The following is a 16,352-nucleotide window of genomic DNA, read 5'->3' on the forward strand; positions in this document are numbered from 1 at the left end:
TTCTTATTATGCCTTAGCTGGTGTAACGTGTTGTGGTTTCTTATATGCCCAAATTAACAAGCCTAAACCACCCACTATCATAGGTAACGAAAGTATTTGTCCCATTGAAATAAAGTCTGCAAATAAACCTAATTGTGCATCAGGTTGGCGGAAATATTCAATACAGAATCTAAACACGCCATAGCCTAATAAAAATACACCGGCTACACTGCCTGCTGGGCGTGGCTTTTTAATAAACCATTGCAGGATTAAAAACAGCACTAGGCCTTCAAAAAATGCTTCGTATAATTGCGATGGGTGACGCGCAAGCGGACCGCCCGTTGGAAATACCATTGCCCATGGCACGTCGGTAACTCGGCCCCATAATTCACCGTTTATAAAGTTACCAATACGTCCAGCTAAAAGCCCTACAGGAACCAGTGGTGCAACAAAGTCGCCCACTTGAAGAAGCGACTTTTTACGCGTCCACGAAAAAATTGCGACGGCAGTTATAACGCCAAGTGTTCCACCATGAAACGACATACCGCCCTGGTCTATTCTAAATAAATACAGTGGGTTTTCTATAAAGTAACTAAACTGGTAAAACAATACGTAGCCAATACGCCCGCCTAGTATTACCCCTAACATGCCGTAAAACAGTAAATCGCTTACTTGCTCTTTAGTCCAACCCGAATTTGGCTTTGATGCTTGACGATTTGCAAACCACATCGCAAATGCAAAACCTATTAAATACATTAAGCCATACCAACGTACGCTTAGCGGTCCAACAGAAAAAATAATTGGATCAATTTGAGGAAACTCAAGTGCCATAAAAAATAAACCTTTAGCTAAAAACCATTTTAATTGCGATAACTACAAGCAGCACCGCGAAAACTTTTTTAATTGTATTAACAGGTAAATAGTGAGTTGCTTTGGCGCCAATAGGCGCAACAAACCACGAGGTAATAACAATTCCAAATAATGCAGGTAAATAAACAAACCCAGCAAAACCATGCTCTAAATCGGTAACATGCCAACCTGCGCTGATGTAACCAATAGAGCCAAATAATGCTATAACAATTCCGCACGCGGCTGCGCAGCCAATTGCTTTTTTTATATCAACCGAAAAATAATTAAGCATAGGTACTATTAAAGCACCACCGCCAATACCAATTAAACCTGATAATCCGCCCATTATCGCAGAAAATCCACCTAAAATAGGACCTGCCGGTAACGGTTTATCTGACATCGGTTTATTACGCGCGGATAGCACCATTCTTGCTGCAATAAATACAACACTTATAGCAAACACTGTACGCAATATTTGTTCAGGGATTAAACTTGCTGCAAAGCCACTAATAAGTGCACCTAAAGCCACGCCCGACATAACCCATGGGGCTATATCCCAAGGCACGTTATCATTTTTATGATGAGCCAGCGCTGAAGACGTTGAAGTAAATAAAATAGAAGCGAGTGAGGTTGCAATAGCAATTACTAATACATGATCAGCTGACGTTACATTAAATGACAGTAGCAGAGTGCTTAGAACTGGAACGATAATTAAACCGCCACCAATGCCTAGTAACCCAGCTAAAAACCCAACAATACAGCCTAGTAGTGCGCAGCTTGCGACTAACAAACCTAAGTCATACATAGTAATCTCAAATACCCTTTTAAGGTTTATATATTAAAGGATTATAAAACTAATAGCATCTGTGTATTGCAATTAATTAGGCGTATAAGCTTATTTAGGAGTGTAAAACAAATCACCTAATTTATGCTCTAGCATAAAGCTTCGCGTTAAACGTAGTACTTGTTTGGCTGTAGATTGCGCTAAGCATTCACTTAATAGTTGTTCCATGTCACTAACATTTAAACGCCTAAGTACCCATTTAACTTTATTAAGCGATGATAAATTCATACTAAGGCGCCTGTAACCCATGGCAATAAGCAAAATAGCCCCTTCAGGATCGCCGCCTAGTTCACCACACAAACTAAATGGCAGTTCATATTGCTCACATTCACGCGCTACTTTATTTAGTACCCTGAGTACGCCCGGATGATAAGGGTTAAAAAGTTCGGCAACTCGTGCATTAGCCCTGTCTACTGCTAATAAATACTGTGTTAAATCGTTACTACCTACTGAGCAAAAATCGACTTTTTTTGACCACTCTGGAAGCATAAATACACTTGAAGGTACCTCTAGCATTATACCTATGTCGGGTCTTTCTATGGTTTGCTCTGGGTATTTTTCACTTAACTCAAAATAAGCCTGTTCAAATAACGCAAGTGACTCATCAACTTCTTCAGTGCCGCTGATCATAGGGAGCATTATTTTTAAATTACCCAAACCAATGTTTGCTTTAAGCATCGCTTTTAGTTGATCTAAAAATAACTCTGGATGATCAAGGCTAATACGAATGCCACGCCAACCTAAAAATGGGTTTTCTTCGGTAATGTTAAAGTAATCGAGTACCTTATCGCCCCCAATATCCAATGTACGCATAACCACAGGATTAGGATGATAGCTAGTTAGTACTTCTCGGTACCAGTTTTCTTGCTCTGATTGCGAAGGAAACTGACCTTTTTGCATAAACCACGCTTCGGTTCGATAAAGCCCCACACCGTCACAAATATGCGCGCTACTTTGCTCGGTATTAAGCTCAAGGCCTGCGTTTAATAATAAGCTAACATGTTCACCGTCAAGCGTAATTGATTCTGAGTCTTGCTCTGCTAAAAAGCGGTTATTAAGTAGGTTATCTTGATGCTGTAACTCTGTGTATTCATCCATCAACATTTGCGAAGGCGATATATATAAACGCCCAGCAAATGCATCTAAAATCATCGGTTTGCCATTAAACTGCAGTAGAGGTAAATCTTCTATACCCCAAATGGCAGGGATCCCCATCGCACGCGTTAATATAGAGGCATGGCTATTTGCAGAGCCATTTACGCTTACAACGCCTGTTAAGTGACCTTTTGGCACCTCAGCTAGCATGGCGGGTGTTAAGGTATTAGCAATTAAAATAGTGTTGGCCGGATAATTTTTAACAGCGTGCTCGGTATTTACAAGATGATGTAATACGCGAAGACCAATGTCTTTAACGTCAACAGCACGCTCTTTTATATAAGGGTCTTGCATGGCATTAAATTGAGATATTAAACGCTCTATTACAATTTTTAGGGCGCTTTTAGCACACCAGCCTTCTTGTAATTGCATTTCAACATTATGCCCTAAACTTTTAGCGTCAAGCAGTTGTTGATACACATCAAATACCGCAAGAGCTTCGTGCGGAATAGAATCGCTTAGCGTCATAGATAGGGTATTAAATTCTTTGCGTGTTGCAGCTACAGCTTGAGTAAACAAACGGCGCTGCTCAGTAACGTCACTGTCTTTTAAAAGCTCAATAGATTTAAAATCGAGTTTTGGTAATACAACAAATGCTTGCCCTATACCTATTCCAGGCGCGCTCGATACGCCTTTTAAAACAGACGTTTGATGAGATGACTCATCTTGGCGGAGTATTTCTTTAATTTCAGCATGCGCTAATTGTGAAGCAAGTTGAGCAGAAAGCGTTATTAAAAACGACTCTTCGTCTTGGCTAAATACACGTGCCATTTTTTGTTGAACAACAATAACACCCAGTACTTTTTTTTGATGAACAACGGGTACAGATAAAAAAGCGTTGTAGCCTTCTTCATTTACTTCGGGGGAAAGCTTAAAACGAGGATGCGATTTAGCAAATGCAATATTAATAGGCTCTTCGCGTTGCGCTACTAGGCCAACCAAACCTTCGGTAAAACCAATTCTAAACTTACCTACCGCATCGGGGTTTAGTCCTTCGGTTGCCATAAGTACAAAATTGTCTTGGCTGTAATCTGCAAAATAAATGGAGCAGCACTGGGTTTTCATGGCATCTTTAACCATTTGCACAAAGCACACTAATGCGCTGTCTAAATTCGCTTGTCGCGATACAGACTCCGCAATAGATCTCAGTGTAGCCAGCATACCCTGCTCCTTTATTGTATCGAGAAATTACTACCTTTTACTTCGCCAATGATCTTTATGTTGTTCTCTCTTATTAAAAGGCATAGCGAAAGGAGCAAACTCTTTCATTACTCGTCGATAAACATCCCGTTTAAACGATACAACCTGTCGTACAGGATACCAATAACTTACCCAGCGCCAATCATCAAACTCTGGATGATGGGTTTTAAGTAAATTTACATCTTCGTCTTTACAGCGTAATTTTAGTAAAAACCATTTTTGTTTTTGCCCAATACACACCGGACTAGAGTCTCGGCGGATTAATCGTTTGGGTAATTTATAGCGTAACCAATGTTTTGAGCTTGCGACTATTTCTACATCTTCTGGTCGCAACCCTACTTCTTCGTGTAATTCACGGTACATGGTTTGTTCTGCAGTTTCGCCATCATCAACACCACCTTGGGGAAATTGCCAAGAGTGTTGACCATAACGTCTGGCCCAAAAAACCTGTCCCTGATTATTGCAAATCACAATTCCGACATTGGCACGAAAACCTTCGGCATCAATCACCTTAGTGCCTCATTTGTAAGTCGATTTTTAATGATTGTTCCACATTAGCCGCAATACGGCAAATACTATTATACCCAAGCCAATTAGTGAGCTAAGTTTAAGCTTTTAGTATGTTGATAAATTAATAGAGAATAGGTAAATATTTAGAAAATAACTCAGCAAAGCTATTGCGGTTCTTGTTTTCCTCTAGTTACTCACAGTTTGTGCATAACTTTTGTAAAACACGCTCATTTTGCAAACAAATCCACAATATTAGATCTTAAAACTTAGCTTCTCCACAGATTCTGTGGATAAACATGTTCATATAGTTGTATTTATCCTTACAACTTTTAAATGGCTTAATCAAAACTGAACGTGCACATTTAAAAAAACCTGCAGAGTCAGTAACTTAAAGTAAAGTAGCTTAATTTCAATATGTGCAAAATTAACACAAACCACAGACGAGCAAAAAACGTACAACCCTAAAGATATCCACGGCTTAGCCTATTTGCTATCATGGCTATGGTATTTATACAACCGAAATTAAGAATATGCGACCTACAAAACCACACTCAATAAACGACTTAATGCAGCGCGTTAACAGTATTGCCGGATTAACACTTGGGCAACTTGCAAATCAGTACCATTTTAAAACGCCAGATGACTTACTACGTGAAAAAGGCTGGACTGGGCAACTCATTGAATACGTACTAGGCGCTACTGCAGGCTCAAAACCCCTCCCCGATTTTGAAGATTTAGGAATTGAGCTAAAAACACTGCCTATTTCTTATAAAGGTAGGCCACTGGAAACTACGTTTGTATCGGTTACACCTTTAATGAACGTGACGGGAATGACGTGGCATACCAGCTCTGTGCGTAAAAAACTAAATCATGTTTTATGGCTGCCAATTTTAAGCGAACGTGATATTGCGCCGTTTGACAGAACTATCGGCAGCGGCTTTTTCTGGCAGCCTTCACCTGAACAAGACGCTTTGTTACAACGCGACTGGGAAGAGCAAATGGAGCTAATTGCGCTAGGTAGAGTCGACGAAATATCAGGCCATTTAGGCGATGCTATGCAAATACGCCCTAAAGCTGCTCATAGTAAAATAGTCACTGATGCTATTGGCCCAAATGGGCAAATAATTAAAACCCTACCCCGTGGTTTTTATTTAAAAACCAGTTTTACAGGTGATATTTTAAAGCAGCAGTTTCAGCTATGAGTGCGTAAGAAGTTAAAGCATGAGTAAAGCGTTATACTTTTGTGCTCCACTCTTTAGTGCTGCGTACATCAACAAGCTTAAAGCCTACAATTTATTTTCATCTCTTTGGAAAAGTATCAGGCATAAAAAATCCCCGCATAGGCGAGGATTTTATCATCTAAAATTAAAAGTTAGATTCTATATAAAATAGAATTACTGACCTTTAACCTCTTTAAGACCGTTGTACGGTGCTTTATCACCTAATTGCTCTTCAATACGTAGCAATTGGTTGTACTTTGCAACACGGTCAGAACGGCTCAATGAACCTGTTTTGATTTGACCTGCAGCCGTACCCACTGCTAAATCAGCAATTGTTGAATCTTCAGTTTCACCAGAACGGTGAGAAATAACAACAGTAAAACCAGCATCTTTAGCCATTTTGATTGCAGCTAAAGTTTCAGTTAAAGAACCGATTTGATTAAACTTAATTAAGATTGAGTTAGCAATACCGTTGTCGATACCACGTTTTAAAATCTTAGTGTTAGTTACAAATAAATCATCACCTACTAATTGGATTTTATCACCCATTAGTTTAGTTTGATGTGCAAAGCCATCCCAATCAGACTCATCAAGACCATCTTCGATAGAAACGATTGGATACTGATTAGTAAGATCTTGTAAGAAGAAGTTAAATTCTTCAGAAGTGAATTTTTTACCTTCACCTTTAAGATCGTAGATGTTTGCTTCTTTGTCGTAAAACTCAGATGCAGCACAATCCATCGCTAAAGTAATATCTTTACCTAGCTCGTAACCTGCGTTTGCAACAGCTACTTTGATTGCAGCAAGAGCCGCTTCGTTAGATGCAAGGTTAGGTGCAAAACCACCTTCATCGCCAACCGCTGTTGAGTGACCATCAGCTTTAAGTACTTTAGCAAGGCTGTGGAATACTTCAGCGCCCATACGTAGGCCTTCGCGGAAGTTTTTAGCGCCAACAGGTTGGATCATGAATTCTTGAATATCTACAGAGTTATCTGCGTGCTCACCACCATTGATGATGTTCATCATTGGAAGTGGCATAGAGTAAACACCTGGTGTGCCATTTAAGTCAGCAATATGTTCATAAAGCTCAACTTTTTTAGACTGTGCAGCTGCTTTCGCAGTTGCTAGTGATACAGCTAAGATTGCGTTTGCACCTAATTTTTCTTTATTTTCGGTACCATCTAAATCTAGCATCACTTTATCAACAGCGTTTTGATCTAATGCATTTTGACCAGCTAAAGCATCAGCAATTTCTTTATTAATATAACCAACTGCTTTTAATACGCCTTTACCTAAGTAACGTGATTTATCACCGTCGCGTAACTCTAATGCTTCACGAGTACCAGTAGATGCGCCTGAAGGTGCTGCTGCACGACCCCAAGAACCATCTGCTAAATGTACGTCTGCTTCAACAGTTGGGTTACCACGCGAGTCCATAATTTCGCGACCGATTACTTTTACGATTTCTGACATCTTGATTCCTCTATATTCCCAAAATGGTGAGTTCAGCTAACTTTACTACGTTTTATATAGCTTAGTCAGCCCTTAAAACAAAAAAGCCGTGCAATATGCACGGCTTTTAAAATTACGAATTCGCTTTTTGGTGGATGTGCGCAGCTGCTACAAACCCTTCAAATAACGGATGACCATCACGTGGCGTTGACGTGAATTCCGGGTGGAACTGCGCGGCAATAAACCATGGGTGATCTTTATTTTCGATAATTTCTACCAGTTTTTTATCTTCTGATAAACCAGTAAAGCTTAAGCCTGCTTTTTCAAGTATTTCTACAAAGTTATTATTTACTTCGTAGCGATGACGATGACGTTCAACAATTTCGTCGCTGCCATATACTCCATGTACTTTAGAACCAGGCGTTAAATGACATTTTTGTGCGCCTAAACGCATAGTGCCACCTAAATCAGATTTTTCGCTACGTGTTTCAACATTACCTTCAGCATCTAGCCATTCAGTAATTAAGCCAACTACCGGTGCTTCTGAATTTGCATTAAATTCTGTAGAGTTTGCATCCGTTAAACCTGCAACATTACGTGCATATTCAATTAATGCTACTTGCATCCCTAAACAAATGCCTAAGTATGGTACTTTATTTTCACGTGCATATTTAGCTGCTAAAATTTTGCCTTCAACACCACGTCCGCCAAATCCACCCGGTACTAAAATAGCATCTAAGTGTGAAAGTAATTCAACACCTTTGCTTTCTAAGTCTTGTGAATCTACGTATTCAATGTTGATTGTTAGGCGGTTTTTAAGACCCGCATGCTTTAATGCTTCGTTAACCGATTTGTACGCATCTGGTAATTCAATATATTTACCAACCATACCAATGGTCACTTCACCCGTTGGGTTAGACTCTTGATAAAGTACTTGTTCCCACTCAGCTAAATCAGCTTCTGGTGGATCTAAGTGAAAACGACGACATACAAAGTTATCTAATTCTTGTGTTTTTAATAACGCAGGAATTTTATAAATGCTGTCTACATCGGGTAGTGAAATAACCGCTTTTTCTTCTACGTTTGTGAATAATGAGATTTTTGCACGCTCATTATTAGGTAGTTTACGGTCTGAACGACAAATAAGAATATCTGGTTGAATACCTACTGAGCGTAACTCTTTAACAGAGTGCTGAGTTGGTTTCGTTTTAACTTCACCGGCAGGGCCTAAAAATGGCACTAGCGTTAAGTGAATAAATAGCGCGCGTTCGCGGCCAATTTCAGTTCCCATCTGACGAATTGCTTCAATAAACGGTTGTGATTCAATATCACCTACAGTGCCGCCAATTTCTACAATAGCAATATCATAACCTTCAGCACCGTCGTATACACGTTGCTTAATATCGTTAGTGATATGTGGAATAACCTGAATAGTAGCACCTAGGTATTCACCACGGCGCTCACGACGTAATACGTCTTCATATACACGGCCTTGTGTGAAGTTATTACGACTAGTCATTTTGGTACGGATAAAACGCTCGTAGTGACCTAAATCAAGGTCAGTTTCTGCGCCGTCTTCTGTAACGTAAACTTCACCGTGTTGAATTGGGCTCATTGTGCCTGGGTCAACGTTGATGTAAGGATCCAGCTTTAAAATGGTAACATTTAAACCACGGGCTTCTAAAATAGCGGCCAGTGAAGCTGCGGCAATACCTTTACCCAACGAAGAAACAACTCCGCCAGTAACGAAGATAAATTTTGTACTCATGCGAACCCTAGAATATCAGGAATTAAAAGGAATATAACACCCAAAGAAGAGCCTAAGGGTATATCATCAAGACGGGGCGAAATTGTACCAAAACACTGCTTATCAATCCAGCTAAAATTAGCTAATACGCGCACAAAAAATGTGCACTATTTAACATTAAGCCTATTTTACTTTTTTAATCGCATCCCACGCACTATCCATCTCTTCAAAGGTTGCTGTATCTAAGCTTTTACCTTGCGCATGCAAATAGGCGTTTACCTTTTCAAAACGCGCTGAAAACTTATCATTAGCGCTACGAAGCAGTTGTTCGGGATCTCGTTTAACATGACGTACAACATTAACCGTGGCAAAAAGTAAGTCGCCGAGCTCTTCCGCTGTATGATCAGATAGCGGGTCTTGCTCAATCGCTTCTTTTACTTCAAGCACTTCTTCACTCACTTTATCTAGTGCACCATGATACGTTGGCCAATCAAAGCCAAGGGAAGCCACGCGTTGTTGAATTTTTTTGGCTTTACTTAAGCTTGGCATATTGCCAGGGATATCTTGCCAAAAAGAAGGGGATTCGGTTTGCGCTTTAGCACTTCGCTCCTGTGCTTTGATTGCTTGCCACTGCTGCGATAATTGATCGTCTGTTAGCTCTTTTTTTTCACCAAACACATGCGGGTGACGACGGGTAAGCTTATCGTTTAATTGCTCTACTAGATCATTAAAATCAAATAGATTTTGCTCTTGTGCAAGTTGCGCATAAAAAACTATTTGAAATAGCAAATCACCCAATTCACCTTTAAGCTCATCTAAGTTGCCTGATTCAATACAGTCGGCAACTTCGTACGCTTCTTCTAGCGTATGCGGCACAATAGATTTAAAATCTTGCTTGAGATCCCACGGACAACCGCTCTTGGGATCTCGCAGTGTTTTCATTATGCTAAGAAGTTGTGTAAGCGCTGCATTATCATTCATGATTAATGACCACGCTTGGCATCATGTACACCTTCAATTTGGTGTAACTTAGAAAGAACACGGTTAGTACCCGATAAGTCATGTACTTCTATTTGCATTGTAAATATAGCTAACTGATTATCTTCAACCGTATTTACGTTCATGTTTAAAACATTTACTTTTTCGTTAGCAAGTACTGAGCTTATATCGCGTATTAGCCCTGAACGGTCGGTGGCTTCTATTTTAATACTTAGTGCGTACGAGCCGTTGATATCATCAGACCAACTTACCGAAATAACACGCTCAGGATGCTGGTTTTTTAAGTTATTAAACGAATCACAGTCTTCCTTATGAACACCTATTCCTCGACCTTGGGTTATATAACCTATTATTTCATCGCCAGGTACTGGGCGACAGCACTTGGCTACATGGCTCATTAAGCTGCCAACGCCATCAACCACAATGCCGTTTTTGTCACCAGTTACTTTACTTGGTGCTTTAATGCGAATAACCGGCTCATCTTCAGTCCGATCACTTACAAAGTTAAGCATTTGATTGAGGCGAACATCGCCCGCACCAATCGCAACCATTAAGTCATCCAGCTCTTTAAAGTTAAAACGCTTGATGGCTGGTTCTAAATCTTTGTATGTTAAATTGAGCTTTTGTAATTCACTGTCGAGAATTTCTTTCCCCGCACTTAAGTTTTTGTCGCGGTCGAGCTGTTTAAACCAGTGGTGGATTTTAGCTCTAGCACGGGATGACTTAATGTACCCTAATGACGGGTTTAACCAATCACGACTTGGATTTGGTTGTTTTTGGGTCAGTATTTCTACCTGATCCCCTGTTGTAAGTTGATGCGTAAACGGCACTATTTTGCCGAATATTTTTGCACCAATACAACGATGCCCCACATTTGAGTGAATGTAGTAAGCAAAATCAAGCGGTGTAGCGCCAAGTGGTAAATCGATAATATCGCCGCTTGGGGTAAATATGTATACGCGATCTTCTACTACTTGGTTTTTAAGCTCTTCTGCTAAATCGCCACCATCAACCACTTCTTCTTGCCATTGGAGTAGCTTACGCAACCAGCTGATTTTTTGCTCATAACCCGATCCGCGCCCTGGTAATGCACCTTCTTTGTACATCCAGTGTGCAGCCACCCCTAACTCAGCATCTTGATGCATGTCGCTGGTACGAATTTGTATCTCTACCGTTTTACCTTCAGGTCCAAATACCACGGTATGAATTGACTGATAGCCGTTTTGTTTTGGGGTTGCTACATAGTCGTCAAACTCTTTATTAAGATGACGCCAATTGGTGTGCACAATGCCCAGCGCACCGTAGCAGTCTTGCAATCGTTCAACGACGATACGCATAGCCCGAATATCAAAAAGCTGATCAAACTCGTAGTTTTTTTGCTGCATTTTTTTATAAATGCTGTAAATGTGCTTAGGACGACCATAAACTTGGGCTTCTATGCCCGCTTCACTTAAACGGTTTTTTACTTGCTCAACCATATCTTCCATGTAGGCTTCGCGTGTAAGGCGTTTGTCGTCAAGTTGTTTGGCTATGCTTTTATAGGTGCCTGGGTGCAAATATCTAAACGATAAATCTTCTAGTTCCCATTTTAATTGCCCTATTCCTAATCTGTTTGCCAATGGTGCAAAAATATCAGCCGTTTCTTTAGCGGCAATGACGCGGTCTTCTTCATCCGCATTTTTTACATTGCGTAAATGACATACCTGCTCGGCAAGCTTAATGACCACGGCGCGCACATCTTCAACCATGGTTAATAACATTTTTCGAATATTATCAACTTGCATAGTGCCTTTACCTTGATGCGATAAAGTACTAATAGTGGCCATTTGTGCAACCCCAGTTAGCAGCATAGCTATGTTATTCCCAAGCTGCTCTTCGATGGTTTCAAGCGATATTAAGTCGTTTAAAAAATACGGGGTTAAATACGCAGTAGCTAACGATTCGGGGTCAAGATTTAGCTCAGCTAAAATTTCAACCATTTCGATTGCAGTAGTTTGCCTACTTTCACTATCACATTTTACGCAGAGCGCTTGGGCTTTAGTAAGTAGCTCTGTTTTTTCTTCAGACAAGGCAAGAAATGAAAGCCGAGTGCTAAAATCTGTTGTCTCATCTTGTTGATGTGATTGTCGTGTAGCTACCATAATGCGTTCTACCTCCGTTGAAATAACGCCATAGTTTCAATATGCCCTGTATGAGGAAACATATTCATTAGCCCAATTTTATTAAGATCAAAGCCAGCTTGTGAAATAATTGCGCTGTCACGGGCTAAAGTAACAGGGTCACAAGAGACATATAAAATAGTTTTAAACTGCTTTAAAGGTAATTGCTCTAATACAGCCATAGCACCAGTCCTAGAGGGATCAAGTACAAGCACATCTAAGTTTTTGCTAAACCATGGGGCGCTCTGTATGCTTTGGGTTAAATCAAAGCAATGAAACTGCGCATTGGTAATAGAGTTAGTTTGCGCATTTTGAGCAGCCATTGCAACCGCTGAAGTCACACCTTCTACACCAATTACAGATTTTGCTTGTTTTGCTAACACTAATGAGAAATTACCAATACCACAAAATAAATCCAATAAATTTTCATCACCTTTTAAATCAAGCCAATTTGCAGCTTGCTTTAACATAGCTTCGTTAACTTGTGCATTTACCTGAATAAAATTACCTAAACCAAATTCAAATTTTAGATCAAATTCTTTAAGATAATAAAATGGCATGGCTAAGTGTGAATGTTCTATTGCATCGCTCTCGCTTTGCCATACAATTTCAAACTGCTGGCTTTTTGTTATGTGCTCAACCAAAGCCTTTGTATCATCATTAATTGCTTTAGTGTGACGAATAACAACAAAGTTTTGTTTATCACTTTGGCATAACTGTAAATGGCTTATACTGTGCAGTGCTTTGTGTTGATTAATTAAGTCATCAAAAAGTGTAAAAACATCTGTAAATACTTCATCAAGTACTGCACATTTATTAATACTCACAATATTTTTTGAGCCACTTGCTCTGTAACCCACACGCATTTTTTTAGCTGTTTTATCAAACATAACGGCTATGCGAGCGCTGCGTCTATAATGCACAGGTTTACTTAATAATGGGGTTTGCCAGTTTAAGCTGTTTAATTTAGCAAACTTACTAAATAACTGAGTAACTGCAGTTTGTTTTTCTACAACTTGTTGGCTTACTTCTAAATGCTGTAATTGGCAACCACCACACTGATTATAGTGCTCACAAAAAGCATCTACTCTTGATTCACTCGCTTGAATAACTTTAATTACTTTTGCACTGCTGTATTTAGCTTTATCTTCGACGAGTGTTGCTTTAACTGTTTCGTTTGGTAATGCACCGCTTACAAAACATACTTTATTGTTATGTTTAGCAATGCCACGCCCTTGATGATCCATTCCCGTTATAATTAATTCTAGTGTTTGTTGCTTTAACGTTTTTTTTTTCGCTTTAAAAATTTGCGCCATTAGGCATTACCTTAACTTTATTTATGAAGCACCTATATTTAGATGCTTTAGAATGCGTGTTGAACCGTATATACTCAAGTCATACTAATAACGATAAAACGCTCTCATTATGACCAAATTAGGCTTACGCGATTCTGTTTTAACACTGACCCTGATCCCAACGGTGATCATAGGATTACTACTTGGTGGCTATTTTACAATAAATCGTTACATTGAGCTTGATGAAATTTTATATCAGCAAGGCACTACTATTTCTGAGCCCCTTGCTATTGCGCTTGAGCAACCCATGCTCGAAAAAAACAAACAGCTATTGAATCGCCTTATAAGCTACACACATAACAAGCACTCCCCTACAATTAAGTCGATTGCAATTTTTGATAAAAATAATGCGCTATTAATGACCAGTAATTATCACCGCTCATTTGAAAAGTTAATTAGTCAAAAAACGCTCATAAATTTAAAAACCACCCATGTGCAAAAGTCAGATGAGCTTGTTACATTTTTCACCCCCATTATTAACCATACAAGTCACGATTCTAAATGGGACCCGTCGGCTTTTCAGTCATCTCTAGGCACCGTTATTATACAGCTAAACAAAGACCAAGCTGTTATAGGGCAACAACGAGCTTTATTAATTAGCGGTATTGTAATTATTTTATCGTTGGTGTTTGCAGCTATTTTAGCTTTAAGGTTAAGCCGCATGTTTATGACGCCGCTTAATAAGTTAGTACTTGCAACCGACAAGTTAGTTGAAGGTAAAAGAAGTACTGGCCTTAACGACAACATGATTGGTGAGTTTGAGTTACTTCGAGAAGGCTTAAACACCATTGCTCACACTATGGTGATGCAAAAAGATGAAATGCAAAAAAATATTGATCAAGCAACAAGCGACTACCGCGAAACACTAGAGCAATACGAAACGTCAAATATAGAGCTCTCGTTTGCAAAAAAAGAAGCGCAAGATGCTAACCGTGTAAAATCAGACTTTTTAGCTAAAATGAGTCACGAGCTTCGTACTCCTCTCAACGGTGTTATTGGATTTACACGCCAGCTTTATAAAACACCGCTGAATAAACATCAAAAAGATTACCTCGACACCATTATGCTCTCAGCAAATAGTTTAATGACTATTATTAGCGACATTCTAGACTTCTCAAAACTAGAAGCAGGTGCAATGGAGCTTGAGTCGATACAGTTTCAACTTCGTGATGCTGTAAATGAAGTAATGACACTACTCGCTCCTAGCGCACACGATAAGCAATTAGAGCTATCCATTTACATTAACCAACAAGTACCGGATGACTTAACAGGCGATCCCACTCGCTTTAAACAAGTGCTGATAAACCTATTAAGTAATGCGATTAAATTTACCGAAAAAGGCTCTATTAAGGTCGACATAAGCCATCGGTTACTCGATGACGAACGCACTTCTTTACTTGTGTCAGTAACAGATACTGGCGTGGGTATACCTATGGATAAGCAAGACTCTTTATTCACTCCATTTGGACAAGCAGACTCAAGCATTACACGTAAGTTTGGTGGTACAGGCCTTGGTCTTATTATTACCAAGCATATTGTTGAAGCAATGAGTGGTCGTATAACGTTAAATTCTGCGCCTGGTAACGGTACCTGCTTTACATTCAATAGTGTGTTTAGTTTGCCAAATCACGTATTTACAAATGACTTACCGACTAAATCGCTCATTGGTAAGCGTATCTTATATTTAGAGCCACATGAGCATACGCACCATGCCGTACTTTCGTTATTAACCCAGTGGGAATCAAACGTTACGGCATGCTTTAACGAAACTAGCTTTTTAGACGCTATAAAAAATACTGAACATAAATATGACGTTTGCTTAATTGGCCATATGGCATCAGTTGATGATATGCAGCAACTAAAAAGCTATGTAAAAGCCGTGCGTGAATCTACAGATTACTTATATTTAATGCTTAATACTGTATCGCACAATATGCGAGAAGCCTTTATAGGCAGCGGAGCTGATGCATGTTTAAGTAAGCCACTTAATCACCGTAAGTTATGTGAAGTACTTGCAGCACCTTACAGACTTGACCACCCGACTCATAATATTGAACAAAACGATCAAGCTTTGCTGCCGTTAAAAGTATTGGTTGTTGATGATAACGATGCCAATTTAAAACTTCTCCATACTTTATTAAGTGAACAGATTGAAGTAATAGAAACGGCTCATAATGGTTCACAAGCATACAGCTTAAGTAAAAGTCATAAATACGACATAATTTTTATGGATATACAAATGCCAATTATGGACGGTATAACCGCATGTAAGCTTATACAAGAATCATCACTTAATGAAGATACACCCATTATCGCTGTAACGGCACATGCCCTTCAAAGCGAAAAAGAGCAACTGTTAAAAGATGGCTTTAAAGGCTATTTAACTAAGCCTATTGATGAAGATATGCTTAAACAAATTATTAGCGACCATAGCCCACAGACTCCTGTTAATCGTGACAAAGCTAAAACAGATACACCGCAAAGTCCTGCACCATTTCAAAGTAGTAGAATTGATTGGGCACAAGCCCTGCAGCGTGCTGGCGGAAAGAGCGAGTTAGCGCTAGAGATGCTTAACATGCTACTTTTAAGTGTCCCTGAGACCCTTACATTACTTGCTAAAGCAATAGAGAGTAACGATTGCCAGCAAGTGTTAAGTATTGTTCATAAATTTCATGGTGCATGTTGTTACACTGGTGTACCTAAACTTAAATCACTCGCAGAAACAATTGAAACATCGCTTAAAAATAAATGCTTGTTAGAGAATATTGAACCTGAATTATTTGAGTTACAGGACGAGCTTGAAAACCTACTTGCAGATGCAAGTGTGACCGAACTGCAAAGATAAGCTTTGAATTTTAGATACAAAAAAACGCGGTATTTACC

At 39.5% G+C, this 16,352-nt stretch carries 11 protein-coding genes; 2 read left to right on the top strand and 9 right to left on the bottom strand.

What is annotated here, in order from left to right; all coding sequences use genetic code 11:
* Positions 1-6 precede the first annotated feature (6 nt).
* The 4 genes from lgt to rppH form a co-directional block, all read right to left on the bottom strand.
* Positions 7-810: a prolipoprotein diacylglyceryl transferase gene (lgt, locus tag QT16_RS01330; RefSeq protein WP_039484768.1), complete on the bottom strand. Its 804-nt coding sequence runs from the start codon at positions 808-810 to the stop codon at positions 7-9.
* Between the two features lie 13 nt (positions 811-823).
* Positions 824-1,633, bottom strand: coding sequence for a sulfite exporter TauE/SafE family protein (locus QT16_RS01335; RefSeq protein WP_002958702.1), 810 nt, complete (start codon positions 1,631-1,633; stop codon positions 824-826).
* Between the two features lie 90 nt (positions 1,634-1,723).
* On the bottom strand, positions 1,724-3,988 hold the full coding sequence (gene ptsP, locus QT16_RS01340) for a phosphoenolpyruvate--protein phosphotransferase (protein WP_002958703.1): 2,265 nt from the start codon (positions 3,986-3,988) through the stop codon (positions 1,724-1,726).
* Positions 3,989-4,018: 30 nt separating this feature from the next.
* Positions 4,019-4,537, bottom strand: a complete 519-nt coding sequence (rppH, locus tag QT16_RS01345; protein ID WP_002958704.1) for an RNA pyrophosphohydrolase — start codon at positions 4,535-4,537, stop codon at positions 4,019-4,021.
* Positions 4,538-5,067: 530 nt separating this feature from the next.
* Here rppH and mutH point away from each other — a divergent pair.
* Positions 5,068-5,739, top strand: a complete 672-nt coding sequence (mutH, locus tag QT16_RS01350) for a DNA mismatch repair endonuclease MutH (protein ID WP_039484775.1) — start codon at positions 5,068-5,070, stop codon at positions 5,737-5,739.
* A 192-nt stretch (positions 5,740-5,931) separates the two neighbouring features.
* On the opposite strand, the gene eno is transcribed toward mutH, so the two are convergent.
* From eno to rlmD, 5 genes are all read right to left on the bottom strand, one after another.
* Positions 5,932-7,230 (bottom strand): phosphopyruvate hydratase, encoded by a 1,299-nt coding sequence (gene eno, locus QT16_RS01355; protein ID WP_002958706.1) that lies wholly within the window; start codon positions 7,228-7,230, stop codon positions 5,932-5,934.
* 112 nt (positions 7,231-7,342) lie between these two features.
* Positions 7,343-8,977 (bottom strand): CTP synthase, encoded by a 1,635-nt coding sequence (gene pyrG, locus QT16_RS01360; RefSeq protein ID WP_033020682.1) that lies wholly within the window; start codon positions 8,975-8,977, stop codon positions 7,343-7,345.
* Between the two features lie 162 nt (positions 8,978-9,139).
* The gene (gene mazG, locus QT16_RS01365; protein ID WP_039484782.1) at positions 9,140-9,937 is read right to left on the bottom strand and encodes a nucleoside triphosphate pyrophosphohydrolase; all 798 of its coding nucleotides are present in this window, start codon (positions 9,935-9,937) and stop codon (positions 9,140-9,142) included.
* Between the two features lie 2 nt (positions 9,938-9,939).
* The gene (gene relA / locus QT16_RS01370) at positions 9,940-12,096 is read right to left on the bottom strand and encodes a GTP diphosphokinase (RefSeq protein WP_024594977.1); all 2,157 of its coding nucleotides are present in this window, start codon (positions 12,094-12,096) and stop codon (positions 9,940-9,942) included.
* Between the two features lie 8 nt (positions 12,097-12,104).
* Positions 12,105-13,430, bottom strand: coding sequence for a 23S rRNA (uracil(1939)-C(5))-methyltransferase RlmD (gene rlmD, locus QT16_RS01375; protein WP_039484786.1), 1,326 nt, complete (start codon positions 13,428-13,430; stop codon positions 12,105-12,107).
* 109 nt (positions 13,431-13,539) lie between these two features.
* Here rlmD and barA point away from each other — a divergent pair, with 109 nt between their 5' ends.
* Positions 13,540-16,314, top strand: coding sequence for a two-component sensor histidine kinase BarA (barA, locus tag QT16_RS01380; protein ID WP_002958711.1), 2,775 nt, complete (start codon positions 13,540-13,542; stop codon positions 16,312-16,314).
* Positions 16,315-16,352 lie beyond the last annotated feature (38 nt).

The organism is Pseudoalteromonas distincta, assembly GCF_000814675.1.
GTDB lineage: Bacteria > Pseudomonadota > Gammaproteobacteria > Enterobacterales > Alteromonadaceae > Pseudoalteromonas > Pseudoalteromonas distincta.

Bases quoted from the DNA above. Each gene is read 5' to 3' on its own strand.
- lgt (WP_039484768.1), bottom strand. From the start codon at position 810: ATGGCACTTGAGTTTCCTCAAATTGATCCAATTATTTTTTCTGTTGGA.
- QT16_RS01335 (WP_002958702.1), bottom strand. From the start codon at position 1,633: ATGTATGACTTAGGTTTGTTAGTCGCAAGCTGCGCACTACTAGGCTGT.
- ptsP (WP_002958703.1), bottom strand. From the start codon at position 3,988: ATGCTGGCTACACTGAGATCTATTGCGGAGTCTGTATCGCGACAAGCG.
- mutH (WP_039484775.1), top strand. From the start codon at position 5,068: ATGCGACCTACAAAACCACACTCAATAAACGACTTAATGCAGCGCGTT.
- eno (WP_002958706.1), bottom strand. From the start codon at position 7,230: ATGTCAGAAATCGTAAAAGTAATCGGTCGCGAAATTATGGACTCGCGT.
- pyrG (WP_033020682.1), bottom strand. From the start codon at position 8,977: ATGAGTACAAAATTTATCTTCGTTACTGGCGGAGTTGTTTCTTCGTTG.
- mazG (WP_039484782.1), bottom strand. From the start codon at position 9,937: ATGAATGATAATGCAGCGCTTACACAACTTCTTAGCATAATGAAAACA.
- relA (WP_024594977.1), bottom strand. From the start codon at position 12,096: ATGGTAGCTACACGACAATCACATCAACAAGATGAGACAACAGATTTT.
- rlmD (WP_039484786.1), bottom strand. From the start codon at position 13,430: ATGGCGCAAATTTTTAAAGCGAAAAAAAAAACGTTAAAGCAACAAACA.
- barA (WP_002958711.1), top strand. From the start codon at position 13,540: ATGACCAAATTAGGCTTACGCGATTCTGTTTTAACACTGACCCTGATC.